This is a genomic window from Xanthomarina sp. GH4-25 (assembly GCF_045363175.1).
GTDB lineage: Bacteria > Bacteroidota > Bacteroidia > Flavobacteriales > Flavobacteriaceae > Xanthomarina.
Map to the genome: position 1 here is coordinate 33,732 of NZ_JBJFLO010000001.1, position 25,035 is coordinate 58,766.

The 25,035-nt window shown below is 32.5% G+C and carries 22 protein-coding genes; 13 read left to right on the forward strand and 9 right to left on the reverse strand.

The window, feature by feature from the left end:
• Positions 1-29: 29 nt before the first annotated feature.
• From ACI5KZ_RS00145 to ACI5KZ_RS00195, 11 genes are all read left to right on the forward strand, one after another.
• Positions 30-2,177 carry a multicopper oxidase domain-containing protein gene (locus ACI5KZ_RS00145; protein WP_406846528.1) on the forward strand — a complete coding sequence of 716 codons (2,148 nt, stop codon included), beginning with the start codon at positions 30-32 and terminating at the stop codon, positions 2,175-2,177.
• Between the two features lie 88 nt (positions 2,178-2,265).
• Positions 2,266-2,874, forward strand: a complete 609-nt coding sequence (locus tag ACI5KZ_RS00150; RefSeq protein WP_406846529.1) for a DUF3347 domain-containing protein — start codon at positions 2,266-2,268, stop codon at positions 2,872-2,874.
• Positions 2,875-3,333 carry a heme-binding domain-containing protein gene (locus ACI5KZ_RS00155; RefSeq protein ID WP_406846530.1) on the forward strand — a complete coding sequence of 153 codons (459 nt, stop codon included), beginning with the start codon at positions 2,875-2,877 and terminating at the stop codon, positions 3,331-3,333.
• A gap of 11 nt (positions 3,334-3,344) precedes the next feature.
• Positions 3,345-3,872, forward strand: a complete 528-nt coding sequence (locus ACI5KZ_RS00160) for a YybH family protein (protein WP_406846531.1) — start codon at positions 3,345-3,347, stop codon at positions 3,870-3,872.
• Positions 3,873-3,876: 4 nt separating this feature from the next.
• Positions 3,877-6,378: a heavy metal translocating P-type ATPase gene (locus tag ACI5KZ_RS00165; RefSeq protein WP_406846532.1), complete on the forward strand. Its 2,502-nt coding sequence runs from the start codon at positions 3,877-3,879 to the stop codon at positions 6,376-6,378.
• Positions 6,379-6,395: 17 nt separating this feature from the next.
• Positions 6,396-6,878 carry a DUF305 domain-containing protein gene (locus ACI5KZ_RS00170; protein ID WP_036122983.1) on the forward strand — a complete coding sequence of 161 codons (483 nt, stop codon included), beginning with the start codon at positions 6,396-6,398 and terminating at the stop codon, positions 6,876-6,878.
• The gene (locus ACI5KZ_RS00175; protein WP_406846533.1) at positions 6,868-8,646 is read left to right on the forward strand and encodes an efflux RND transporter periplasmic adaptor subunit; all 1,779 of its coding nucleotides are present in this window, start codon (positions 6,868-6,870) and stop codon (positions 8,644-8,646) included. Before ACI5KZ_RS00170 ends, ACI5KZ_RS00175 begins: the two co-directional genes overlap by 11 nt.
• A gap of 32 nt (positions 8,647-8,678) precedes the next feature.
• The gene (locus tag ACI5KZ_RS00180; protein WP_406846534.1) at positions 8,679-9,173 is read left to right on the forward strand and encodes a heavy-metal-associated domain-containing protein; all 495 of its coding nucleotides are present in this window, start codon (positions 8,679-8,681) and stop codon (positions 9,171-9,173) included.
• Between the two features lie 824 nt (positions 9,174-9,997).
• On the forward strand, positions 9,998-10,294 hold the full coding sequence (locus tag ACI5KZ_RS00185; RefSeq protein ID WP_406846535.1) for a helix-turn-helix domain-containing protein: 297 nt from the start codon (positions 9,998-10,000) through the stop codon (positions 10,292-10,294).
• Between the two features lie 231 nt (positions 10,295-10,525).
• Complete coding sequence (locus ACI5KZ_RS00190; RefSeq protein WP_133355514.1) at positions 10,526-10,999, forward strand: DUF6943 family protein; 474 nt, start codon at positions 10,526-10,528, stop codon at positions 10,997-10,999.
• An 88-nt stretch (positions 11,000-11,087) separates the two neighbouring features.
• Positions 11,088-11,729, forward strand: a complete 642-nt coding sequence (locus ACI5KZ_RS00195; protein WP_133355515.1) for a DUF6266 family protein — start codon at positions 11,088-11,090, stop codon at positions 11,727-11,729.
• Positions 11,730-11,985: 256 nt separating this feature from the next.
• On the opposite strand, the gene ACI5KZ_RS00200 is transcribed toward ACI5KZ_RS00195, so the two are convergent.
• Complete coding sequence (locus tag ACI5KZ_RS00200; protein WP_406846536.1) at positions 11,986-15,552, reverse strand: ABC transporter permease/M1 family aminopeptidase; 3,567 nt, start codon at positions 15,550-15,552, stop codon at positions 11,986-11,988.
• 3 nt (positions 15,553-15,555) lie between these two features.
• Positions 15,556-16,443 (reverse strand): ABC transporter ATP-binding protein, encoded by an 888-nt coding sequence (locus ACI5KZ_RS00205; protein ID WP_406846537.1) that lies wholly within the window; start codon positions 16,441-16,443, stop codon positions 15,556-15,558.
• A gap of 230 nt (positions 16,444-16,673) precedes the next feature.
• Between ACI5KZ_RS00205 and ACI5KZ_RS00210 the strand changes: the two genes are divergently transcribed.
• Both ACI5KZ_RS00210 and ACI5KZ_RS00215 read left to right on the forward strand, forming a co-directional pair.
• Complete coding sequence (locus ACI5KZ_RS00210; RefSeq protein ID WP_406846538.1) at positions 16,674-17,807, forward strand: sensor histidine kinase; 1,134 nt, start codon at positions 16,674-16,676, stop codon at positions 17,805-17,807.
• Positions 17,800-18,495: a LytR/AlgR family response regulator transcription factor gene (locus ACI5KZ_RS00215; RefSeq protein WP_406846539.1), complete on the forward strand. Its 696-nt coding sequence runs from the start codon at positions 17,800-17,802 to the stop codon at positions 18,493-18,495. Before ACI5KZ_RS00210 ends, ACI5KZ_RS00215 begins: the two co-directional genes overlap by 8 nt.
• Positions 18,496-18,700: 205 nt before the next feature.
• Here the strand turns inward: ACI5KZ_RS00215 and ACI5KZ_RS00220 are convergent, their stop codons facing one another.
• From ACI5KZ_RS00220 to ACI5KZ_RS00250, 7 genes are all read right to left on the reverse strand, one after another.
• The gene (locus ACI5KZ_RS00220; RefSeq protein ID WP_406846540.1) at positions 18,701-18,904 is read right to left on the reverse strand and encodes a hypothetical protein; all 204 of its coding nucleotides are present in this window, start codon (positions 18,902-18,904) and stop codon (positions 18,701-18,703) included.
• Between the two features lie 140 nt (positions 18,905-19,044).
• Complete coding sequence (locus ACI5KZ_RS00225) at positions 19,045-20,295, reverse strand: S41 family peptidase (RefSeq protein WP_406846541.1); 1,251 nt, start codon at positions 20,293-20,295, stop codon at positions 19,045-19,047.
• Positions 20,296-20,306: 11 nt separating this feature from the next.
• On the reverse strand, positions 20,307-21,446 hold the full coding sequence (locus ACI5KZ_RS00230) for a serine hydrolase domain-containing protein (RefSeq protein ID WP_406846542.1): 1,140 nt from the start codon (positions 21,444-21,446) through the stop codon (positions 20,307-20,309).
• 4 nt (positions 21,447-21,450) lie between these two features.
• Positions 21,451-22,326 (reverse strand): alpha/beta fold hydrolase, encoded by an 876-nt coding sequence (locus ACI5KZ_RS00235; protein ID WP_406846543.1) that lies wholly within the window; start codon positions 22,324-22,326, stop codon positions 21,451-21,453.
• A 12-nt stretch (positions 22,327-22,338) separates the two neighbouring features.
• Positions 22,339-22,944, reverse strand: coding sequence for a hypothetical protein (locus ACI5KZ_RS00240; protein WP_406846544.1), 606 nt, complete (start codon positions 22,942-22,944; stop codon positions 22,339-22,341).
• Positions 22,945-23,070: 126 nt separating this feature from the next.
• Positions 23,071-23,931, reverse strand: coding sequence for an SDR family oxidoreductase (locus ACI5KZ_RS00245; RefSeq protein WP_406846545.1), 861 nt, complete (start codon positions 23,929-23,931; stop codon positions 23,071-23,073).
• Positions 23,932-23,955: 24 nt separating this feature from the next.
• Positions 23,956-25,035: a serine hydrolase domain-containing protein gene (locus tag ACI5KZ_RS00250; RefSeq protein ID WP_406846546.1), complete on the reverse strand. Its 1,080-nt coding sequence runs from the start codon at positions 25,033-25,035 to the stop codon at positions 23,956-23,958.

Below are 25,035 nucleotides of genomic sequence, written 5' to 3' on the forward strand. Positions count from 1 at the left end.
GTCAAAATGTTGTTCGTTATAATTTAACAATGACAGACACAATTGTTAACTATTCTGGTAAAGAAAAAAGGGCAATTGCAGTTAACGGACAAATACCAATGCCAACCTTGACATTTACAGAGGGAGACATTGCGGAAATTGTAGTTCATAATAAATTAAACGAAAGTACCTCATTACATTGGCACGGAGTTTTTCTTCCCAACAAGGAAGACGGAGTTCCTTATTTAACTCAAATGCCAATTAAGCCTAATGAAACATTTACCTATCGCTTTCCAATTATTCAGAGTGGAACGCATTGGTATCACAGCCATAGTGGTTTGCAAGAGCAAATTGGAATGTATGGCTCGTTGGTTTTATTGAAAAAAAAGGATGACCCAACATTTAGAAAGGGAATTGATGATTTGCCTGAAGTCCCGATAATATTAAGTGAGTGGACAGATATTAAGCCCGAAAATGTTCATCGAATGTTGCATAATGCAAACGATTGGTTTGCTATTAAAAAAGGTACCGTTCAAAGCTATTCAGAAGCCATAAAAGCAGGACATTTCAAAACCAAATTAGGCAATGAATGGAAACGTATGTTGGCAATGGATGTAAGTGATGTGTATTATGATAAGTTTTTAATTAATGGGAAAAACGAAAGCCAACTATCACAATTCAAGGCTGGAGATAAAGTTCGTTTACGCATTTCAAATGGTGGTGCATCCTCGTATTTCTGGTTGAATTATGCTGGAGGTAAAATGACCGTTGTAGCCAATGATGGTAATGATGTGGAGCCTGTAGATGTAGACAGATTAATTATTGGAGTTTCTGAAACTTATGATGTTGTAGTTTCAATCCCAAATGATGATACGGCTTATGAATTTTTGGTAACACCAGAAGACCGAACAAAATCGGCTTCAATTTTTTTAGGAAAAGGTAAAATGCAACTAAAAAGTAGAATGCCAAGGCTAAAGTATTTTGAGGGAATGAAGATGATGAATAATATGATGAATATGGATGGTTCTATGGACGATATGGGAATGGATATGTCCTACCAGCAAATGGATATGAATACAGTAATGTATCCAGAAATTACAGGGAATCCTGAAATGAAAATGGATGAAAAGATGGTAATGGACGATAATATGAATCATTCCAACGATTCAATGAATGCTAACCAGGACATAATAACTTTAAATTATGGAATGCTGAAAGCACCACAGCCAACAACATTGCCAAAAGATGCACCAGTAAGGGAGTTGCGCTTTGAATTAACAGGAAATATGAACCGTTACGTTTGGAGTATGGATAACAAAGTACTTTCTGAAACCGATAAAATCCTCATAAAAAAAGGAGAAAATGTAAGGATTACCCTTTATAACGGTTCAATGATGCGACATCCAATGCACCTTCACGGACACGATTTTAGAATTTTAAACGGACAAGGTGATTATGCACCACTAAAAAATGTGTTAGATATAATGCCAATGGAAACCGATGTTATTGAGTTTGCTGCCAATGTTGAAGGCGACTGGTTTTTTCATTGTCATATTTTATATCATATGATGGCTGGAATGAATAGGGTTTTCAGTTATGAAAAACAAGCACCAAATCCATATTTACCAAATAAAGAATGGGCTTATAGGAAACTGCAATCAGAAAGCAACCAACTTCATTTTATGGCAGAAAATGACTTTGCAACCAATGGAAATGACGGAAAAGCAATGTTTCAAAATACACGATGGAGTTTTGGTACAGAATGGCGTTTGGGTTATCACGATGAACACGGTTATGAAACTGAAACGCATATTGGACGGTATATTGGTAAGAACCAATGGTTTATGCCATTTGTAGGTTTTGATTGGCGATACCGAAAAACCAATGGTAAGGTTGAAACAAACATTTTTGGACAAACCAACACAAAAGACCAGAGAGCGGTTTTGAGTTTAGGAGCAGAGTATACCTTGCCTATGCTTGTTATATTACAAGGAGAAATTTTTACAGATGGCAATGTACGTTTTCAGTTAATGCGAGAAGATATTCCTATTTCGCCAAGATTTCGTTGGGCATTTATGATAAATACAGACAAGGAATATATGACTGGTCTTAAATATATAGCTACCCGAAATTTAGGAATTTCAACGCATTATGACAGCGATATGGGAATTGGTTTTGGTGCAACTTTAAACTATTGATAAATAGGGATATGGATTTTGAATTAAATAACCTCAAATCGGAAGAAAAAAACAATTTTAATTAAATAATAATCTAAACATAAACAAAATGAAAAAAGTAAGCGTAACAACAGCAATTATGGTAATGACTTTCGTAAGTCTATCAGCAATGTCTTGTAAAGACAGTAAAAAAGAACATTCAGAAGAAGCAATGAACTCAGAAATGAATCGCGATGAGGTAATGAATCACGACAATTTGAACACATCCAACGATGTGGTAGACAACAACATTCAAACATCAGATGCAAAACAAGTTGTGGCAGACTATATGACTCTTAAAGAAGCATTGGTAGCCACCAATAAAGAAGATGCTGCCAAAGCAGGTAAAAAATTGGAAAGTTCTTTAAAAAGTTTTGACGTAAGCAAATACACTGCTGAACAACAAAAAGAGTTAAAGGATATCATTGCAGATGCAATAGAACACGCAGAGCATATTAGTAGAAGCGAAATAGATCACCAACGTGAGCATTTCAAGACCTTGAGCAAGGATATTATTGATATGGTTGCCATTACTGGAACAGAAAATACGTTGTACCAACAATTTTGCCCAATGTACGATGGTGGAAGCGCTTGGTTGAGTATGAGCAAGGATATTAAAAACCCATACTATGGTAGCAAAATGATGTCTTGTGGTAAAGTACAGAAAGAAATAAACTAAATGAAATTTTTAAAAATCATAGGATTCGTCTTATTGGTAGCTTTTGTGGGCATACAGTTTGTGCCCACAGAGCTAAACCAAAGCGATATTGTTACTAGTACTGATTTTTTGTTGGTAAACAATCCACCAGAAAACATTAGTACACTATTACAAGAATCTTGCTATGATTGCCACAGCAACAATACATCATATCCTTGGTATAGCAAAATTCAGCCAATAGCTTGGTTTATGGAAGACCATATTAAAGAGGGAAAAGCCGAATTAAATTTTAGTGAATGGGACTCTTTATCAAATCGAAGAAAGGCAAGTAAATTAAATTCAATTATTAAGCAGGTTGAAAGTGATGAGATGCCTTTATCTTCTTATACTTTGATTCATAAAGAAGCAAGGTTTTCAGAAGCAGAAGCCCAACGAGTTATTGACTATATGGAAAGATTAAAAGACAGTATAACTAATTAAAAACCAATCCTATGAAACTCAAAAAATCCGTATTACTCATTCTTTTAAGTTTTGCAATTATTAGCAGTTGTAAAAACAAAGAAAAAGTTGAAGTAGAAACGTTAGCAAAAGAAGTAGTTATAGATATAGAATCTGAAAAACAGTCAGTTGAAAAAGTAATGAAGGCATATAAAGATGCTATTCAAAATCTAACTACCGAAGGTACTTTTGAGCTTTTTACACCAGATGCAACCGTATTTGAGCAAGGTAAAGTAGAAGGGACTTATAAAGATTATATAGACCATCATTTAGGACCAGAATTAGGTCATTTTAAAAGCTTTACATTTTCAGATTATGAAATCAACACTACTGTAAATTTATCTTATGCCTATACTACTGAAAACTATATATATACGATAGTTCTAAAAGGTGATGAGGCTAAAGGTACACAAGAGCGAACTATTGAAAGCAAAGGTGTGGCGACTTCAATTCTTGAAAAAATTAATGGAGAATGGAAAATTATCCATTCACATACATCATTTAAAAAATTAAAGCAGTAAGCTTATGAAACACACATATCATATACACGGAATGACTTGCAACGGTTGTCGCAGTCACGTTGAAGAAACGCTCTCTAAAATAGAAGGTGTTTTAAAAGCAACAGTCGATTTAGATAAGGCAGAAGCTACCATCGAAATGGAATCGCATATTCCTATAGAAAAGTTTCAAGAAGCCTTAAAAAAGGATGGTGACAGATACAGTATTCATAAACAAGGTGAACAGCATCAACATTCAAAAGATAAAAAGAAAGAGCAACCCAAAGGAAAAGGTACAGGCACATTTTATTGTCCGATGCATTGCGAAGGCGATAAAACTTATGATGAACCAGGCGATTGTCCTGTTTGCGGAATGGATTTGGTGGAAGAACAAAATCTATCAGCAACTTCAAAGGAACAATGGACGTGTCCTATGCATCCAGAAATTGTCAAAGATGAAGCAGGTTCGTGTCCTATTTGTGGGATGGATTTAGTGCCAATGGAAGCAGATAGTTCAGCAGAAGAAAAAACGTATAAGAAGCTATTAAATAAATTTTGGATAGCATCTGTATTCACATTACCCATTTTCTTAATTGCAATGAGCGAAATGCTTAATAACAATCCATTGTATGATATAATGGAACAGAAAAATTGGAATTGGATTCAATTTGCATTATCCACTCCAGTTGTCTTTTACGCTACGTGGATGTTCTTTGAGCGTGCTTATAGAAGCATAAAAACGTGGAATCTCAATATGTTTACACTCATTGGAATCGGTGCAGGTGTGGCTTGGTTATTTAGTGTATTTGGGATGTTGTTTCCAGATGTATTTCCTGAACAATTTAAAACTGAATCAGGCGCAGTTCACGTCTATTTTGAAGCAGCAACAGTTATTCTAACGTTAGTACTTTTAGGTCAATTGTTAGAAGCTCGTGCACACAGTAAAACCAATTCGGCAGTAAAAGAACTGTTGAAATTAGCACCTAATAAAGCCATAAAAATAGTAGATGGCGAGGAAGTTGAAGTCAGTATTGACGAGATAGAACTTAATGATATTTTAAAAGTGAAACCAGGAGATAAAATTCCTGTGGATGGTGTGATAACTGAAGGCGAAACAACTATTGATGAATCTATGATTACAGGCGAACCTATTCCTGTAAACAAATCTCAAGAAGATAAAGTAAGTAGCGGAACCATTAATGGGAATCAATCCTTTTTAATGAAAGCAGAAAAGGTAGGAAGTGACACTTTATTATCACAAATCATTCATATGGTTAATGATGCCAGTAGAAGTCGTGCACCTATTCAAAATTTAGCAGATAAAGTTTCAGGCTATTTTGTGCCAGTTGTAGTTCTTATTTCTATTATCACATTTATTGTATGGTCTATTTGGGGACCAGAACCAGTTTATGTGTATGCGTTTGTCAATGCAATTGCAGTACTAATCATTGCTTGTCCTTGTGCTTTAGGTTTAGCAACACCAATGTCTGTAATGGTTGGTGTGGGTAAAGGTGCTCAAAATGGTGTATTGATTAAAAATGCTGAAGCTCTTGAAAAAATGGATAAGGTAAATACGCTTATCGTTGACAAGACAGGAACAATTACCGAAGGAAAACCAACAGTTGAAACCGTTGGAGCTTTTAATGATGCTTTAAGCGAAAAAGAAGTGTTACAATACATCGTGTCATTAAATACAAATAGCGAACATCCTTTGGCAGAAGCGACAGTTAAATATGGCAAAGAACACAACGCAGAAATTTTAAAGTCCGAAGATTTTAGTGCTGTTACAGGAAAAGGTGTTGAAGCTAAAATTGATGGAAAAAATGTAGCATTAGGTAATCCTAAAATGATGGAATATGCTAAAGCGGATATTACTTCTAAAATGAAAGACGAAGCTAAATCTTACCAAGAACAGGGTAAAACAGTTTCTTATTTGTCAATAGATGAAACCGTCGTTGGATATGTAGTTATAGGCGATAAGATAAAAGAAACAAGTGCCAAAGCGATTAAAGCACTTCAAGATAAAGGCATTGATGTTATAATGCTTACAGGCGATAATCACGATACTGCAAAAGCAGTAGCATCAGAACTTAATCTCGCAGATTTTAAAGCCAGTATGCTACCAGAAGATAAACTCAAAGAAGTAGAGAAACTGCAAGAAAAAGGGAAAGTGGTTGCTATGGCAGGTGATGGTATTAATGATGCACCAGCATTGGCAAAAAGTGATGTAGGTATTGCAATGGGAACAGGAACAGATGTAGCGATAGAAAGTGCTATGATAACTTTAGTAAAAGGCGATTTACACGGTATTGTAAAAGCAAAAAATTTGAGTAATGCTGTAATGAAGAACATTAAGCAAAACCTATTTTTTGCACTTATCTACAACACTTTAGGTGTACCTATTGCAGCAGGTGTGTTGTTTCCATTCTTCGGAATACTACTCTCGCCAATGATAGCAGCTTTAGCAATGAGTTTTAGCTCGGTTTCGGTAATAGGTAACGCACTACGATTAAGAACAATTAAAGTATAACTATAAAATCAAAAAATATGGAAAATTCAAAAGAACACTCAAACAAAGGAAATTACAAAACCTTCTTTATCATGTTGGCTTGCTCATTTGTAGCCATGTACATCACAATGTATTTAAACACCTATTCCATAGACCACGTATGGTTTAGTCTAACACGATTCTATATGACGTGTTTAGGAATTTCAACAATGGCAGTAATAATGTGGTTTTTTATGCGAAAAATGTATAATGATAAAAAGAAGAATATCGCAATACTCGCAAGTAGTTTCATTCTGTTTGTTGGTGCATTAGGGTTGGTAAGAACACAAGCACCCATTATTGGTGATGTCCTTTGGATGAAAGCAATGATACCACATCATTCTATCGCTATTTTAACAAGTGAGAGAGCAGATATTCAAGACCCAGAAGTTAAAAAATTAGCAGAAGACATTATAAAAGCACAACGTAAAGAAATAGAAGAAATGAAAGCAATGATAAAACGATTAGAGAATGAAAAATAATAAAATAGTCATATATATTGGCATACTCGTAGTAGGTGTGTTATTGGGTTGGTTGCTTTTTGGTGGCTCGACAAATGAAGAAATAGACCATAATCACGATGCGGTTGCAGCAACCAATCAAATGTGGACGTGTTCTATGCATCCACAGATTATGCAACCAGAGCCAGGCGACTGCCCCATTTGTGGTATGGATTTAATTCCTGCGGAAAGCGGAAGTGATGGCTTAATGGCAGACCAATTTAAACTAACAGAAAATGCGATGGCATTAGCCAATATTCAAACAACTGTTGTAGGCAAGGGAAATGTTGAAGGCAACACCATAAAGTTATCTGGTAAAATTGCTGAAAACGAAGAAGCCAATGCAGTACAGGTAAGTTATTTCGCTGGAAGAATTGAACGTTTGAATGTGAGTTTTACAGGCGAAGAAGTTCGTAAAGGTCAATTATTGGCAACCATTTATTCGCCAGAACTCTATGCAGCACAACAAGAATTAATTACAGCAGCATCTTTAAAAGCATCGCAACCTGCTTTATACAAAGCAGTCCGTAATAAATTGAAATTATGGAAACTCTCTGAAAATCAAATCAACCAGATTGAAGAAACAGGAAAAGTAAAAGAAAACTTTCCTGTTTATGCAACCGTTTCGGGTACTGTTACAGAAAAATTGGTAGAGCAAGGCGATTACATCAAACAAGGACAACCCTTATTAAAAATTGCCAATCTCAACACAGTTTGGGGAAACTTTGATGTGTATGAAAATCAGATTGACCGCTTTAAAAAAGGACAGGAAGTGATGATAACAACCAATGCTTATCCTAATAAAGAGTTTAAAGGTAAAGTTGATTTCATTGACCCAGTTTTAAACACGAAAACAAGAACTGTAACCTTACGTGTTGTTTTAAGCAATAAGGACGATGTATTTAAACCAGGAATGTTTGTAACCGCAAATATTGAAGGCAGTACAGCTAAAAATGATGAAGTATTATCAATTCCTGCATCTTCTGTATTATGGACAGGTGAACGTTCTGTGGTGTACCTTAAAACAAATCCAGACCAACCTATTTTTGAAATGCGTGAAATTAAATTAGGCAATCAAATTGGTAATGAATATGAAGTTGTAGAAGGTTTATTTGTTGGAAATGAAATAGTGACTAACGGAACATTTACGGTTGATGCAGCAGCACAATTACAAGGCAAAAAGTCTATGATGAATAAAGATGGTGGTAAAGTAATGACTGGACACGAAGGTCATTTAGGTATGGATAACAATGCATCTAACAAAGAAAGTGACCACACTAATATGAATGAGCGTTTGGAAGTATCAGAGAAATTTCAACAACAGTTAAATAGTGTTTACAATGCGTATATCAATTTAAAAGATGCTTTAGTAAAAGAAGATTCAATAAGTACTTCAGCAAACGCAACAACTTTATTAAATAAATTGAACAAAGTAGATATGAAATTGTTGTCAGATAATAAGGCGCATAACCATTGGATGTCATTAGAAGGCGAAATAAAATCTTCTGCAACTTCAATTTCTGAAACGTCCGATATAAAATCACAAAGAGACCATTTTAAACATTTATCATCACATCTAATCAATGCTGTACAACTATTTGGTATCAATGAAAAGGTCTATGTAGAATTTTGTCCAATGGCAGATAACAATAATGGTGCTTATTGGTTAAGCAAAGAAGAAAAAGTAATCAATCCATATTTTGGCGAAGCAATGCTAACCTGTGGTGAAGTAAAACAAGTAATAGAATAATAAATCAAGTAATAACAATTAAATTTTAAACAATGAATTTTTCAAAGAAAAATCACGAACACAAAAACAAAAATGTAATCGACGTGAGTAAAAAAGTAATTTTAAGTGTAGCTGTAATAGCAGCATTAGGTTTAACAAGTTGTAAAAACGAAACCAAAAAAGAAACAGAAACCACAACTACTGAAATGTCAAAAGATATGGCAATCACAGACCTGTCTTTTGGTGTAAGAGGAAATTGCGGAATGTGTAAAAGCACAATCGAAAAAGCAGCTAACGGTGTTGAAGGTGTAGCAAGTGCTAATTGGGATGTCGATAAAAAGAAGATTGATGTGTCTTTTGATGATACAAAAACCGATGCAATGGCAATCCATAAAGCAATCGCAGCTTCAGGATATGATACCGAAAAAGTAGCAGGTGATGAAGAAGCATATGATGGTTTACCAGGTTGTTGTAAATACGACCACGAAATGATGATGAATCAATCTGGTGAAGAAGAAAGTGATGACCATTCAAATCACGACCATTAAGCAATAATGAAAGAGTCTTTTTCGGAAGGCTCTTTTTTATTCCCCACAACCCAAAACCCAGTTTTTTCGTACCTCAAAATCCTCTGTCTTTTATTTTGTTCCGCTATCCAATGCGTTTGTAGTTTTTGGTTGCCAACCCACACACAGCACATTGCTTATTTTATTTAATCTACTATTGTTTTTAAATGGTACAACAAAAAAGCAAAGAGCTGTTGCCAACGCTCACACCAAAAACTACCCCAAGCTATGTTTACATAATACAAGTTATAGTAGCAAACGGCACTTTTCAAAGGTTTGCTATCGCAGTGTAAATGCATTTTGTAGCTATAACTGGTATTATGTAAAATATCCGCTATTCCAACGCTCAATTCCGTATATTTAACCACATTTTGAACTAACATTATACATCTGTATAATTTAAGGGTTACGTTAATTGATAATAATATTCGTTATCTCATTCAAACTGCACAAAACAATCGTTAAGTCCAAGTATTCCTTACCTCAAGTCTTTGTTTGTTTCATTTCGTTAACAAATATCATAGTCCACTTTTCCCCACCACCCAAGTCAGCGGTTTTAAAAAAATAGGTTCATAATACGCAGTAATACGCCATAGCATATTGCTTTTTATCGTGCCTCAAAAAAACAAAAAGCTATTGTCTAAAAGTCCTGTATAAGTAGCTTGTTTAAATGCTGTTTTATCAAACAACTATTTAAAACGCTACCCATACAAACGCTTCATCCAACGCTCAAATTGGTTATAACCTATTTTTTTAAGTGTTTATGCCCCAAAAAGTGTTGTTCAATAAATTAAATACATTTCAATATGATTACAAAAACAATCCAAATTACAGAAGTCACAGTTGATGAATTAGCGGAAAAGGTAGCAGATAAATTATTGTTTAAAATTGAAGATTACCTTAAAGAACTATCAAAATCAAAAAATGATGAATTACTAACAAGACAAGAAGTATCTGATTATTTAAAGATAAGTTTGGTAACAATACATTCCTGGAATAAACTCGGCATTTTAAATCCAATTCGTATGGGCAACAGAATTTTTTACAAAAAACAAGACATATTAGATGTTTTAGAACAACAAAAAATAAATAAAAAAAGGTAGCAAATATATGTGGCTACCACAGCCAACGCGCAAGGCTATAAAGGTCACGCCCTACGGGTTTTGAAAAAAATCTCCACCCCAATATTATTTAAAAAAGAGGGTAGTATTTTTTCCAAAAACCTTGACAGCCTTATCCACGCCACAAGAACATACGGCTTTCTTTTTTTATTGTTTTTCTTTTAAAAAATTAATGGTGCGAAGCGTAGCGAAGCAATTTTAAATTGGATAGCTATGTCAACTTTTGAACTAAAAACACACCAAATAGGAAGAATCTACTCGCAACCTCATTTTTTTATCCTGAACAAAGGGCAAAACAGCGGAAAGCCTTTAATAAATCCCTGTCCTAATTGCTTTGTGGTAACTGTACCAACAGAAGAAGAAAAAAACACCCTTTATCATTTATCAATGATGCTACAAATAGGTGGTTTCTATGCGTATCATCTAAAAGGTAGTGTTATTCCATTCATTTCTGTAAATGATTGCAGAAACACGCTTAAAGATGGTTACAATTCTATGCTAATTGAATTTGAAGAATTACAAAAGCATATTAACATAGTGTCAGCAATTAGCAAAAAAGAAGCAGAATTGCAAAAAGTCATTTTAAAAATGGAACATTTAAAGGTGTCATATATTCAAAGTTTATTTTCTAAAAAGCAAAATCGGGCAACAAAGGGCAACAAAAACCTAATCAATCTATTAGCATAGTATTTGCCATATATTACCTGTGTTGGTAAAAGACCATACCAAGTCCGTACCAACTTCGAATAAGTAATAATTTTAAATTTTATATGTTATGGGTGTAATTTCACAAGGAATCCTGGGCGGTGTATCAGGAAAAGTAGGAAACGTAGTCGGTGCTTCTTGGAAAGGTATTGACTATTTGAGAATCAAACCCTCAAGCGTGGCAAATCCACGTACAGAGGGGCAAGTTAACCAAAGAAACAAGTTTACGGTTACTTTGGAGTATCTTCAACCGAATTTAGGCTTTATCCAAAAGGGATATAAGTCTTATGCGGTGCAAAAAACAGAGTTTAATGCTGCAATGTCTTATGTATTGAATAATGCTATTACAGGAGCTGCACCAAACTTTACTGTAGATTATGCTTTAGCTTTATTAAGTAGAGGTAACTTATCAGGAGCATTAAACCCTGCAACAGATTTAGCAACTGCTGGACAAGTTGAGTTTACTTGGGATGATAACTCTGCTGAAGGTAATGCAAATGCAACCGATAAAGCAATGGTGTTAGTTTACAATCCAAGTAAAAAAGAATCAATGTATATTCTTGATGGTGCTGATAGAACTGTAGGATCACAAATCATTACAATTCCAAGTACATACGCAGGAGATACTGTTGAGCTTTTTATGGCATTTACTACTGCTGATGGTAGTGTTGTGTCAAACAGCGTTTATTTAGGCTCTGGAACAGCTAATTAACGGTTGATGTTTAAATAATAAAACCGTTCAACAAGAACGGTTTTATTTTTATCATTAAATAAGTTCCTAATTCTATCTATTATTTCTTTCCTTTGATTAGCTCTTATAATCAAATATTTGTTGCCTTATTGTTGCCTTTTTAACTGAAAACCCTTATAAATAAGGGTTTTTTAATTTCCGAGAGGGAATTAAGTAGTTATTGCGTTTGCACGTTGTTATATAACGTTATTTCGGGATAAATAATAGCTGTCATTTTTTACTTTTGTAACTTCCTTGTATTATCAACCAAATTATTGTCTGATCTTGTTCCATAAGGATCTATTGAAACATAGCTAGGTTTTTTGTTTACAATAATCTTAATTTCTGTAAATTCTTTATCAATGTTTGAAGAATTATAATATAAAATAGAATTATCGTCTTTTACCTTCGAAGGGTGTTTTGTGAAAACCCCTATTTTAATTGGTTCATTTATAGAGATCTTATTTGTTTCTCCACTATCCATTGTTATATAACGATTTGCTTTTACTTGTATAGAAACTTGATAATTTCCATTCGCTAAAACTTTATAAGAGTAATTTTTAATGCCTATATCATAAGTAATTACTTTTTTAAACCAATCATCAATTAAAATAAGATACTCTGTTGGTGTTACTTTATATATTTCATCTAATAATTCAATTGTAGTAACGCTTAACTTATTAGTATTACGATTCCTATCTGTGATTGTTCTTATTACTTTATTTACTTTCTTTTCGCCAATTAAATCTCTTAGGGCTAACATTACTGTAAGTGCCTTTCCGTAGGAAATATAACTTTGATTATCCACCTTATAAACAGGGGGTTCTATATCTCCATCAAAAGCTCTTCCAGTAAAATATCTAGCTCTAACATCTTCACTCAAGGTATATAAAGCGCCTTTTCCATACATTTTTTCCATAACAACAGCCTCTGTGTATTTAGCAAATCCTTCGACGAAAATAGAGCCTCCAGCAACTGGTTTGGCAGATAGAGTATGCCCCCACCATTGATGTGCTACTTCATGGATGGTTCGTTTTGCAACCAAATCAAAAGTTTCTTTATTACTTACATCAATTAAATATAGTCTGTCCTCAACCATACTTATAACTCCAGGATGTGCAAAGCCCCCAAATGGCCAATGTGAAGGAACTTCAGCTATTCTTACATGATCAAAATAGTATGGTCCAAAGTTTTCTTGACAATAATCTAATGTTTGTTTTATGCTATTTTCAATATTATTAATATTAAACTCATGAGATTCATCATAATATAGTTCTATAGTAACTCCTTTATAGTTGGTTTTCTGTATTTTATATTTTGCAGAAAAATAACCAACTGCAGGCATAATTTTATTGGTTGATTTATAATGAAAATAGTTTCTGTTATCTTCTGACCATTCCCTAATTAAACGTCCAGAGCTTATTGCTGTTTGGTCATTATCAGTTGAAATAATGGTTTCGAATTTTATTTTTTCAAAATTAAAGTCTTCTAATACCATATGAGCATCAGAATTATCTTCTTCTAAACGTTTTGGTAAATTTCTTTTTTGACGCTCTATCTTGTTTGTGATTTCTAACCCAGAACTGTATCCTAGAATTGGTTCAAAGTTGTTGAATTTATTAATATAAGTGCCATTTTCTACAATAGAATTGTCTTCGTCATAACCTTTCAACTCTTTTTTAATTTCATACTTGAGCTTTACAGAATCATTGGGTTGCAATGGTTTATCAAACAGAAACAAATACGTTCCATATATTTTATCATGATTAACTAAGTGAGCGTTTTCTATCTTGACATTTTCTAATGGAATTCGTTCTGTTATAAAAATTTCTGAAAGTTCTTGTTCGCTGCTGTTTTTTAATGTTTGGTTTGCTTTTACAGTATATCTTCTCTCTTTTGGATAAATAGCTACTTCATTTTTTACTATTATGCGAATTGGTCGTTCTAAACTTTCATATTTCTTAAATTTTCGTTCATAGTTTTCACTATAGTCTAATTGATCATTTTTTGTCTTGTAATCAGATAACATATTTGTATTATAAAAAACCAAACCGCCAGCTCCAATAAATAGCAACAAAGAGAGTATACAAGTTGTTTTTTGAATAGTTGTCCAATCATTTTTTAGTTGTTTTAATTTAGAAGCTATATTGGTTACGACTCCTCTATTCCAAATTTTAAACGAAATGAAAGTTAATAATAAACCAAAGGCTAACCAGTATACAGAAAGATGATTAAATAGGTTTGAAGCACCATTAAATCCATCCATATTATTGTATTTAGTTCTAGGCATAAACCCAAGACTTGTTAATGGATGTTCTAATCCGAGTGTTCCAGATTTTAAGCTTAACAACACAATTAAACCAAAAATCCCCATACCAAAATACTTGTTTTTTACTAGGCTGTTTACAAATAAAGCAATCATAGAAAATACAACTAATTGTACACCATAATGATAGTATATGAATGCATATAAATTAAATTCGAAATTTGTATAATTTAAACTAATTTGAAAAATGACGCATATCAAAATACCAGAAGTAATTAATAGTAATGGCAAAGTTATTAGTGCGAAAAATTTAGATGTAAAAAACACCCAATTCTTTACTGGTGTTGCATCCACAATGTTATTAAAGTTAATGCTACGTTCCTTCCAAACAATTTCTGCACTATAATAAATGATTAGAATTAAACTAAAAATTGTTAGTGGGTCTACAATTAAATCAATCAGTTGATTTGTAAAAGGGTATACACTTACACCATAAGCTTCACCACTAATTACAGTTGCATATAATTCTGAAAAGACAATACCCAACCACATTAGCAAAACAGCTATAAAAGGAAGACTTTTAAAAACACTTTTCAATTCTAATTTTAAAAGAGAAATGAAAGCCATTCTTTGTGCCTTAAAATTATGTTGAGCCATTTTTGGCAGATATGTTACTAATTGAATGTTTTCCTTTTTCTCTTTTGGCTGTTTCTTTACTTTTTTAGAGATTTTTCTAAATGAGAATAATTTATATGTCGTGAACAGAATTCCAATAGAAAACAGTATCCAAATAAGTCTGTTCGCTAAAAATAAACCCGAAAAAGAAATTAGCTGTGTATTTTTCTGAAAAGCTGTCCAATACTGTGTTTGCTCTAAAAATGCAGCAATGCCAAATGGGTCTGCAATTGCAGCAATAGCCATGCTTTCTGGTGAAGCTGGAGTAGCCTGTGCCATTAATGGCGAATTTAAAAAAATAGAACTTATAAAGTAAAGCATATAAACAAAGACAGCGCTTACATAGGTTGCTGTACTATTCTTTGAAAGGGTACTTACAGAGAATACAATTGAAGAACAAATAAAAATATTTGGTAAAACTATATATAACCAAGGTTGTAAATAGGTTATTAATTGAAAGCTTGCAATACGTTCTGGATCTAAATCTGAAAAATAATTACCAAAAACATATCCAATTATAAATGGAGAAAATGCTAATGCGCTAAAAACAAATGTCCCTAAAAATCGACTCCAAAAGTAATTTGCTTTTTTTAAAGATGAACTATAAATAAGCCCTTCCATATTGTATTGTTTGTCTCTTATTATAGCACTAATGGCAAAAAACATAACTATAAAGACACTACCTATAGTAAATAAACTTGTATGAAAATAAACTTGATAAACAGCATTGAAATTAACGCCTTTTTGTGCGAAACCTTGTTGTCCAACAAATACTCCTGATGCTAAAAACAATAGTGCAAATAATGGAAAAGCACGTTGTTTTAGTTGATAAAAAACCTCAAAATTTAATAATTGCTTAAACATAACTTATAGCTTATTTGTTTGGTCATTAACAAGTGTAGTGAAATAGTAATCTTCTAAATTTGGTGTGATTAAACTAAAACCTTCTTCTGGTTTCGAATCTGCCAATACTCTAATTTGTGTCTTACCTGCAACTAATTTTGTGGATATTACATTGAATAGTTTTTTGTAAGTTTCAATATCATTTTTAAGAATTATTTTAGACCAAATTTTTCCTTCAATACTTGCTACTAATTCTGTAGGATTTCCTTCTGAAATAATTTTTCCGTTAGAAAGAATTGCCATTTTTGGACATAGGTTTCTTACATCCTCAACAATATGAGTAGATAAGATAACGATAACATTTTCGCCTATTTCGCTAAGTAGGTTCAAAAAACGATTACTTTCTTCTGGATCTAAACCAGCAGTAGGTTCATCAACAATTATAACTTGTGGATTTGCTAACAACGCTTGCGCAATTCCAAATCTTTGGCGCATCCCCCCAGAAAAAGTATAGACAGATTTTTTTCTATGTTGGTATAGATTCACTTGTTGTAATAATGCAGTAACTTGCTCTTTGCGTTCTTTTTTGTCTAATAATCCTTTTAAAACAGCTAAATGATTCAGTAATTTTTCGGCTGAAATTTTTGGATATACCCCAAATTCTTGAGGTAAGTAACCTAAGTTTTGTCTTATATATTCAGGATCTTTAACAATATCTGAATTATTAAATGTGATACTTCCAGAAGTAGGTTCTTGTAAAGATGCAATGGTTCGCATTAAAGAAGATTTTCCTGCACCATTTGCTCCTAATAAACCAAACATTCCGTTGGTAATCTCTAAATTGATTTCATTTAATGCTTTAACTCCATTAGGATACGTTTTACATAAATTTTTTATTTGTAATACATTCATAACTGTTAGATTTTTGATTGATGTATGCCTTTAATTACTAATTTGAAACAAACATAAAATGATTAAAAAGTGATTACTAATTAATATGATAAAGCCTATTTTTATCATGCTATACATAATATCTTTTGATATTAAATGAGTTTGACTAAAAAAAAGAGGTGTTGGTATTAAATTTAGTAGTGTGTGTCCATTTTCTTGTTAAAATACCATATCATACTTACTTTTGAGATATGATAAAGTTTTTAAAAAAATACCAAGCTTTTATTATTGGGTTAATTGTTATAGTTCCAATATTCTACTTATTAGATTGTTTTGGTGTGATTATTCTTCCTGAAGAAAGGACCTACGAGATTGTTTTATATGCTATCTTTTGGGGAGTTTTAATAGCACTGCCTTTTCATAAATTCAACTACTTAAAAAGAAAAAAAAGTACAGTATTAAAAGTTCTTGTGTTAATTGGTTTATTTTTTATTGCATTAGCAATAGACAGTTTTATGAAATTGCCAGATAACCCAATTACATTTATTCTTTTAATGGGATTTTGGTTTGGAGTAGCTTATGTATTAATTCCAGAATTTATCAAAAAATATTGGAAGTTAATTACACTTATTTATGTGCCATTATTTCTTTACTTCGTTTATTTAAGACTCTTTTCGGGAGATTTAGATGCGTATCTAAAAATTAAAGAAGATTTTCCATTCTATTTGTTCTTTTTACCAATTCCAATCTTTTTTCTTGTTTGGCTTTTTGAACAGTGGAAATGGATTCAAAATTTAAAAACTGAAAAAACTAAAACAGAAATATCTTTATTGAGATCACAAATAAATCCGCATTTTTTCTTTAATACATTGAATAATCTTTACGCCCTTACAGTTAAAAATTCAAAGCAAGCACCAGAAGTTATTTTAAAACTATCTGATATGATGCGTTATACCATTTATGAAGGGGAAAAAGAAACAGTAAAAATCCTAGATGAAATTGAATATTTAATTAATTATATTGAATTGCACAAAATACGTTATAAAAAATCTGTTGATATAACATTTAATTATAGCAATGTAGATATTGATTTAAAAGTAGCTCCATTGTTGTATATAATTCTTCTAGAAAATGCTTTTAAACATGGTGTTGAAACGCTTTCAGAAAATGCTTTTATTCATATTAATTTGTATAATGACGCAGACTTTATTTATTTCAAAATAGAAAATAATTTTGACACAAAGGAAATAGATAAAACAAATGGAATAGGATTAGAAAATCTTAAAAGAAGATTATCTTTATTGTATAATCAAAAACACGATTTAGTTATAGATGAAGTTGATACCGTCTATAAAGCTATTTTAAAAATTTCTAAACATGCTTAAATATATTATAATTGATGATGAGCCTCTTGCTCATGAAATTATTGAAGAGTTTTGTAGTATGCTACCACATGTGCAATTAGAAAGCAATTGTTATAATGCAATGGAAGCAATGCAATATTTGAATGACAACATTGTAGATTTTATTTTTTTAGATATCAATATGCCTAAATTAAAAGGTTTAGATTTTTTAAGAACATTAACGAATCCTCCTAAAACTATAATAACAACAGCTTATAAAGAACATGCTTTAGAAGGTTTTGATCTAAATGTCGTTGACTATATTTTAAAACCATTCAGTTTTGATCGATTGGTTAAAGCTATAAATAAAGTTTCAGAAGTTAAAACCACAAAAACGCTGGTTAAAGAAGTTTCTAATATTTCAAAACCTACTCGTTTATTTGTAAAAGGCGACAAAAAGCACCATCAAATTAATTTAAATGATATACTTTTTATTGAAGCATATGGAAACTATACCAAGCTTTTCTTAAAGAGTGAAATGATTGTTAGTCATCAAAAAATATCACTTTACGAAAATACTTTAGATGCTTCAAATTTTCTACGTGTTCACAAATCATTCATTGTTGCCATTGATAAAATAAAATTTATTGAAGGTAATCAAATTCTAATAAATGAACATAAAATTCCGATAGGTCAAACTTATAAAGGGAATGTTATTAAATTGCTCTAATTTTTTATTATTCGTCTCTATCAAGTTTTAATTTCGAGATTAAATTAGTGTACTAATGTTTTACAACGTGTTTCTTTAATTTGTAATAAATAACATTATATAGAAAAAGAAAATGGACCAGATGAAAATCCACGAGGATTTTAGTAAGCAAGCTTGCACTAGCAATGAATTATACACGGCTTAAGTTAGCATTTTAATAAAAACTCTAAAAAAAGACATATAATCTGCCTTCAATAAAGGTAGCAATCTTTAAATTCTCTCTTATTTCTTTAGTTGTAACTTTTTTGTTTTTAAAATAAAATGAAGAGGTACGGGAAATAACAGAAAGTTGTTTGATTTCCGCTAAAGCGTTAATGATTTCTTCTGTTAATCCATCGCAGAAATATTCGTTGTTAATATCGCTGCTCATATTGACAAATGGAAGTACTGCTATGGATTTTTTATCGATCAAACTCTTTCTTTGCTAGTAACAAATGTAAAAAATAAAGTTTGTTATAATCTTTAAGCGAAAAGCTGTTCTTGCATCCGGAGTTTTCATCTGTGTCTGATTTAATGTTTCATATCTTTAATGACCCATTGAAGCATGTTATCGTTTCCTTGTGAGAAATCATTCCAATTATAATTCAAAAACTCATCTGGTTGAATACCTTGTGTTACTGTTTCAGATAATTCAAACCTTCTTTTAGAATAGGTAATGACCAATTTGGAATTGGGTAACTCAAACTGATCCATATCTTGATAGCCTGTTGGATTGGATCCAGTTGGCTGCCCAACAATTTTAGCATTCAATAATTGTTTAAAAAGTGCAGAATTACTTGTGGCTGCCGAAAATGTAACTGCATCAGTCATTACATATACACTTTGCTTCCAGTCTATAGTATCAGCCAAATTAAGCGCATAGGCTAGAACCACGCCTACATACAAATCGCCTCCTCTATTGTTACGCATATCTATTACCAACTGTTTAATTTCATTTTCAGTAATATAGCCTACCAATTCTTCTCCAAAAATCTGCATGTTTTCAAAAGTTGGATAACTATTAAATTGAATATAAACAGCCTTTGTGTTTTTTATAGGCGCATACCATAAATAATCGAACATAGGGCTGTTTGGTTTTGTTATTTCGGGAACACTAATGGATAAAGCAACAAAATTTGCTGTCTTTTCTGCTGCAACTTTATCTAATGCTTCAAGCGTCACTTTGATTTTATTATTATCTAAGTCTACAAATGTAAATTCAGCTGAGTTCGTATTTTTAGTTATTTGTAAGGTGTGCAATAATTCGCTTATGGTTAAATAACTTCCTGTTCTAACAACTTCCGAATGTTTATTTTCAACAAATTGTGCCACTTCTGAAACTTTTGCTGCTACCTCATCAATAGGAACACCATCAATAGCTACCAACGACGCCTTTAATAAATTTTTATGCTCATGACTTATTTTTACGACTCGCCATTCATTTTCTATAAACTTGACTTCAAATGGAAAAGTATGTGTATCTAAATGACGTAATGATACTGCCGTATGACCATCTCCAATGCGTCTAGTGAGTTCCATCAACTCTAAAACAACCTCGAAATCACTTGCCGAATCTGACAGCACTTTTATGCGTGATAATTCCTTATCAAATGTTTGCTTATTTATGGAATGGTATAAATCGATGTGTTTGCTTTCTAACTGTGATTTATAAACTTCCAAATCCGTAGTCCAATCTATTTTGTTTCCGTTTTGAGTATAACCAAATGAGGCAACTAATAAAGTAAAAAGTAATGCCACCTTGAATTTTAAAATTGTTTTCATTCAAATTATTTTTATTGTTTTTCAGAAATAAGTGACATAATGTTGCATAACAAAAGGATGGTCTGTCTTACTTCATCAGTTTGATTTAATGTTCCCGACACATATGTATCCAAACTTGGACAGTAAAATAAATAAGAGCCTGTACTACCTGAATGACCAATAACTTCAAGTTTAGTCAAACTTGGATGAAGTTCGTTAAATACTATTTTCCTAAGTCCAAAACCATAGTACATACCTTGAGTTTCTGGAGTCCATTGTTGCATGGTTTGTAACGTGTCATTATTAACCAACTCGCCATGAAATAAAGCATCTTGAAACCTTATTAAATCTTGTGTGGTAGAAACCAAACCTCCTCCAGCCCAATCAGCAGTTAAGCTATTAAAGCTAGAGATGTTGTATGCACCTGCATATATCTCAGCCATTTTTGCCGTTTCCTGAATGGGATTTGATCTTAAGTTCATGTACGTATGATTCATGTTTAGTGGTTGAAAAATATACTGTTTAAAAAATTCATGAAGTTTTAAACCGCTTACACGCTCAATAATCAATCCTAATAACACATATTCAGTATCAGTATAATGATAACTAGTGCCTGGAGCAAATAAGGGCTTCATATTCTTTTTATAAAATTGAATCAGTTCCAAGGGTGTCCAAATCTTTGTTGGATCATTAAAGAGTTGTTCCATCATATTTGGAGTGCCATTAACAGTTTTATCTTCAAAATAGTCTGACAATCCTGAGGTATGCTGTAACAACTGAGCTATGGTAATCTCATTGGAATAATCTACTCCTTCTAAAACATGTAGCTCCTTTAAAATGTCTTCAGACAAGTAGTTACTTATGGCATCTTCAAACGCCAATTGTTTGTTATCTTTCAACAAGCCTATAGCTGTTGCTGTAAATGTTTTCCCGATGCTTGCCACATAAAAAGGAGTATCAATAGTTACTGAATCTCCTGTGCTAAATACGCCTTCAGCTAGTAGAACATCAATGGCTTTCGACTTTGAATATACGTGTAAAAATGCATTATTAACCGTCTCTTTTTCCAGTTCAGCTTTAAATAGTTGCTTAAATTCATCATTCATAGATTGTTGACCAAAGCATAAAAATGAAACAAAAAGTGCCAAACTAAAAGGAATTATCTTTTTCATATGGTTATTTTTTGGATGTTATTAGTGTTTCTAAAATCAGTTCTTTTATTCTGTCGTAATCGTCTTTACTGGGAACATGTTTAGAGTTTTCCAACAAAATAGTTTTTTTTAATGATGGAAAAAGTTTTTGGGCACGATTCAAAAGCTTTTCACCTGGAAATAAATAATCATTTTTTGCTGTAATAATGTTTAATGGTATGGTTATTATTTGAGTTTCTTGTATTGTCATTAAGGGTATTGATATCGATTTTGTTCTATAAGTTAAAAAAAGTTTTGATAAAAACTTTAAAGTAAAAGCATCTTCATTGGTGTATGTGTTTTTCATGAATTGCTTAAGACAGATTGTTTTTTTTCGAATTTTAAACGATGTAGATGGCAGATATGCTTTAACAAAAACTTCAAACCGATTACCGTTTACAATGCCAGCTGGATGAATTAAAAAAGCTTGAAATATTCTATTTTGATTGTAGATTAATGATTTTAGACCAATAAAACCACCTAGTGATATTCCCACAAAATAGGCCTTATATATTTGAAGTCGCGATAAAATCTCATACATCCATTTTCCATAATCATCTGTTTTTGGGTTAAGTCTGACTTCAGCACTCAAATTGGGCTGTCCTAAGACATCAATAGCGTAAATTCTAAACTTTTCCTCAAGTTCTTTTAATTTTTCTATTGCAATTGGTGCACAGCTATTTTTACTGTGCACCAAAATTAAAGGCGGATTATTTATATTTCCTGTTGCAATAATATTTGTATCTCCAAAACTTGTTTCAACAGTTAAGAATTCGAAGTTTAGATTTAAACTCTGAAGTTTTTTATAGTATAAATCTATAATTGCTTTTTTGGACTCTTTATTGATAAAAAAAGATGGCATGTGTACCTGTTATTACAACCAGTTAAATCCTAACCCTACATTAAATAAGACAGCATCTCTATGAGCATCACCTTCCAGAAACGCTCTCCCTAGAACGATTTTTGATTGTAGGTTGAGTGCGAAATTCTTCTTTTTATAGATTTCGTAACCTGTACTAGCCATAACTGCGCAACCAAAGTTCCAATCGTCGTTATCGTCATTAATATCGTATAAAGCAGGACCATCTATGGCTAAACCAATACCTCCATGAATCCACCAACGGTCTTTAACCCAATACTGTACAGATGGAATAAAACTACCAAAATGCCTGTCGTTGTCTTGAAATTCATAAATGTTTCCTGGCATGGAAGCTGTTATAGCCAACTTATCATTCAGCATAAAACCAAATTTTAATTCAGGAAAACTAAAAGCACCTTGTGATTTATCAAAGGTTTGAATGCCTTCGCTATCTTCAAGGCTAATAACGCCACCACCAAGACCAATCTCAAAGATAAAACCATCACGCTGATAGGTGGTTTCGTTAGTAGAATCGGTCTGTGCAAATGACATTGCTGACATTAATAAAAAAGCAACACTAGCTGCCATTTTTAACTTCATTTGTTTTTTGATTGTTTTCATAATTGTTCGTTTTTTGATTGTATTTTAATTGTTTTTTAATTTGATGTTGCAAAGTTGGGATATATCTTGAAACGAATCGTTCTGAATTATAAATTAGAACTTATACAAAGACGTAGAATTTAAGATTTATACATTATTGGATTCTTGTATAAAAAAATCCTTGAGCTTATGAGTACCATGTGTTGGAGCTATATTATCCTCAGCCATTAAGGTTAAGAAAAACTCTATGGATCCATAGGTTTTTACACTTGTGAATGTTCTTAAACTCCAAAGAGTGAATATTCGTACCCAATCTGGTAAATGGGTTATTTTAATAGGTTTGTCCAAAGCATCTAAGGCTAGCTTACTTACATTGTTTAAGCTTAAAACGTCTGGACCACCTATGGTTTCCTCACGCGATTCTTTGTTAAGCAATGCAACAATAAATGTTGCCAAATCCTCACCATGAATGGGATTGAATTTTTGTTCCCCTGACCCAAATAAATAAACGCGTCCCGATTTTGCCATTTGCAGAAAGTCTTTCATGTCTGAGAAAAAACCGTTGGGTCTTACTATAGTATATTCTAATCCAGAGGATTTTAAAGCATCCACAAATTTTTCTTTGGCTTCAAATATTTTAAGATGTCTATATTTATCGCCATTTATGGCAGACACATAAATAAACCGTTTTACTCCTGAACGCTTGGCTTCGTTAAGTAGATTTATATTGGCTTGATAATCTACATCCATATAAGTGAGTCCATCTTTTTGTCTAGTAATACCAACTGTTGAAATAACTGTATCTATATCTTTACAAAGTCCTTGAAGGGTTTCAGGTTTTGTGACTTCGGCTTGTTTTATATCTAAATGGCTCTTATGGGATTTTTGTAGCTTTCTAGGATTACGCACAACAGTGCGAACGTAGTGTTTCTCTTTGATTAATGCTTGCAACAAATAACCACCTAAATAACCTGTAGCTCCTGCTAATAATATGTTGTGACGTTTCATTATTAAAAAGTTTTTAGACTATTTTTAATTAAACTCATTTGCTAAAACCTGTTGAATAAAGGTGTTGCGTTGTGCCCCTGTATCGTCTTGCTTGTTGCTTAACAGTACAATTGTTGCATCATATTCTGGTATAAAACCAATCATACTCCAATAGCCGTTAATGTCGCCACCATGCCAATACATGGTCGTGTTACTCTCTTGTGTAGTGAACCAGCCCAAACCAAAATCAACGTATCCACTTGGTACATTTTGAGCAAATATTTCAGCTTGTTCAGCTTCCGTAAACCAATTCGTTTTTACAGCATTGGTCCACGTTTCCATATCTTTTGGGCTACTGCTAAAGTCGCCTGCACCAAAAGGAATGGACATAGGATATGTACTATTTGGATGTCCGTTTAAATAGCCTTGGGCATGTGTATTTTCATCTATTATATTTGTGCCTTTATAAGAATTAGTCATTGCTAGTGGTTCAAAAATGTTCTGCTGAACATACTCGTGGTAAGGCATTTGAGATAATTCTTGAACCAATAAAGCAGCAATAAGATAGTTGGAGTTACAATATTGTTTGTTTGATCCTGGCGTAAAATTGAGTCCGTCTTCAGTAATCAAGTCTATGATCACATCATAAATATCATCTTCATCTAAAACTTCTCCTTCTTCATAGGCATTTTCAACTACAAATTGATACTCTGGAATACCTGATTGATGTGATAACAAGTGTGCAATGGTTATTTGATTTCCGTTTGGAAATTCAGCATCAAATTCATCTAATGTTTGATTAAAGCTGGCTATTAAACCATCACGCTTTAATTTTACAATAGCTGCAGCTGTTAAAGTTTTAGTTACTGAACCAATGCGATAAGCAAGTTCGTACTCTTGAGGCATTGTTGTAGCTTCATTTGCCAATCCAAAACCTTGGCGCACTAAATCATTTCCATTTTTGGTTACAATGGCATAGCCCTGAAAGTCAATATTGGTTAATACATTTTCAACGCTTGTGTAGTTTGTGGCTGATGAATTGATATCATCATTACTTGAGCATGAAATTAAAAGGGTTACTAAGGATATTAATAATATTACTACATACTTACTTATGGTTGTCAT

What these genes read in the sequence shown, in the direction of transcription:
- ACI5KZ_RS00160 (WP_406846531.1), top strand. Translation starts at nt 3,345, where the DNA reads ATGAAACTCAAAAAATCCGTATTACTCATTCTTTTAAGTTTTGCAATT.
- ACI5KZ_RS00230 (WP_406846542.1), bottom strand. Translation starts at nt 21,446, where the DNA reads ATGAAAAAGATAATTCCTTTTAGTTTGGCACTTTTTGTTTCATTTTTA.
- ACI5KZ_RS00240 (WP_406846544.1), bottom strand. Translation starts at nt 22,944, where the DNA reads ATGAAAACAATCAAAAAACAAATGAAGTTAAAAATGGCAGCTAGTGTT.
- ACI5KZ_RS00145 (WP_406846528.1), top strand. Translation starts at nt 30, where the DNA reads ATGACAGACACAATTGTTAACTATTCTGGTAAAGAAAAAAGGGCAATT.
- ACI5KZ_RS00215 (WP_406846539.1), top strand. Translation starts at nt 17,800, where the DNA reads ATGCTTAAATATATTATAATTGATGATGAGCCTCTTGCTCATGAAATT.
- ACI5KZ_RS00235 (WP_406846543.1), bottom strand. Translation starts at nt 22,326, where the DNA reads ATGCCATCTTTTTTTATCAATAAAGAGTCCAAAAAAGCAATTATAGAT.
- ACI5KZ_RS00180 (WP_406846534.1), top strand. Translation starts at nt 8,679, where the DNA reads ATGAATTTTTCAAAGAAAAATCACGAACACAAAAACAAAAATGTAATC.
- ACI5KZ_RS00150 (WP_406846529.1), top strand. Translation starts at nt 2,266, where the DNA reads ATGAAAAAAGTAAGCGTAACAACAGCAATTATGGTAATGACTTTCGTA.
- ACI5KZ_RS00210 (WP_406846538.1), top strand. Translation starts at nt 16,674, where the DNA reads ATGATAAAGTTTTTAAAAAAATACCAAGCTTTTATTATTGGGTTAATT.
- ACI5KZ_RS00220 (WP_406846540.1), bottom strand. Translation starts at nt 18,904, where the DNA reads ATGAGCAGCGATATTAACAACGAATATTTCTGCGATGGATTAACAGAA.
- ACI5KZ_RS00175 (WP_406846533.1), top strand. Translation starts at nt 6,868, where the DNA reads ATGAAAAATAATAAAATAGTCATATATATTGGCATACTCGTAGTAGGT.
- ACI5KZ_RS00170 (WP_036122983.1), top strand. Translation starts at nt 6,396, where the DNA reads ATGGAAAATTCAAAAGAACACTCAAACAAAGGAAATTACAAAACCTTC.
- ACI5KZ_RS00245 (WP_406846545.1), bottom strand. Translation starts at nt 23,931, where the DNA reads ATGAAACGTCACAACATATTATTAGCAGGAGCTACAGGTTATTTAGGT.
- ACI5KZ_RS00190 (WP_133355514.1), top strand. Translation starts at nt 10,526, where the DNA reads ATGTCAACTTTTGAACTAAAAACACACCAAATAGGAAGAATCTACTCG.
- ACI5KZ_RS00155 (WP_406846530.1), top strand. Translation starts at nt 2,875, where the DNA reads ATGAAATTTTTAAAAATCATAGGATTCGTCTTATTGGTAGCTTTTGTG.
- ACI5KZ_RS00205 (WP_406846537.1), bottom strand. Translation starts at nt 16,443, where the DNA reads ATGAATGTATTACAAATAAAAAATTTATGTAAAACGTATCCTAATGGA.
- ACI5KZ_RS00185 (WP_406846535.1), top strand. Translation starts at nt 9,998, where the DNA reads ATGATTACAAAAACAATCCAAATTACAGAAGTCACAGTTGATGAATTA.
- ACI5KZ_RS00250 (WP_406846546.1), bottom strand. Translation starts at nt 25,035, where the DNA reads ATGACAACCATAAGTAAGTATGTAGTAATATTATTAATATCCTTAGTA.
- ACI5KZ_RS00165 (WP_406846532.1), top strand. Translation starts at nt 3,877, where the DNA reads ATGAAACACACATATCATATACACGGAATGACTTGCAACGGTTGTCGC.
- ACI5KZ_RS00225 (WP_406846541.1), bottom strand. Translation starts at nt 20,295, where the DNA reads ATGAAAACAATTTTAAAATTCAAGGTGGCATTACTTTTTACTTTATTA.
- ACI5KZ_RS00195 (WP_133355515.1), top strand. Translation starts at nt 11,088, where the DNA reads ATGGGTGTAATTTCACAAGGAATCCTGGGCGGTGTATCAGGAAAAGTA.
- ACI5KZ_RS00200 (WP_406846536.1), bottom strand. Translation starts at nt 15,552, where the DNA reads ATGTTTAAGCAATTATTAAATTTTGAGGTTTTTTATCAACTAAAACAA.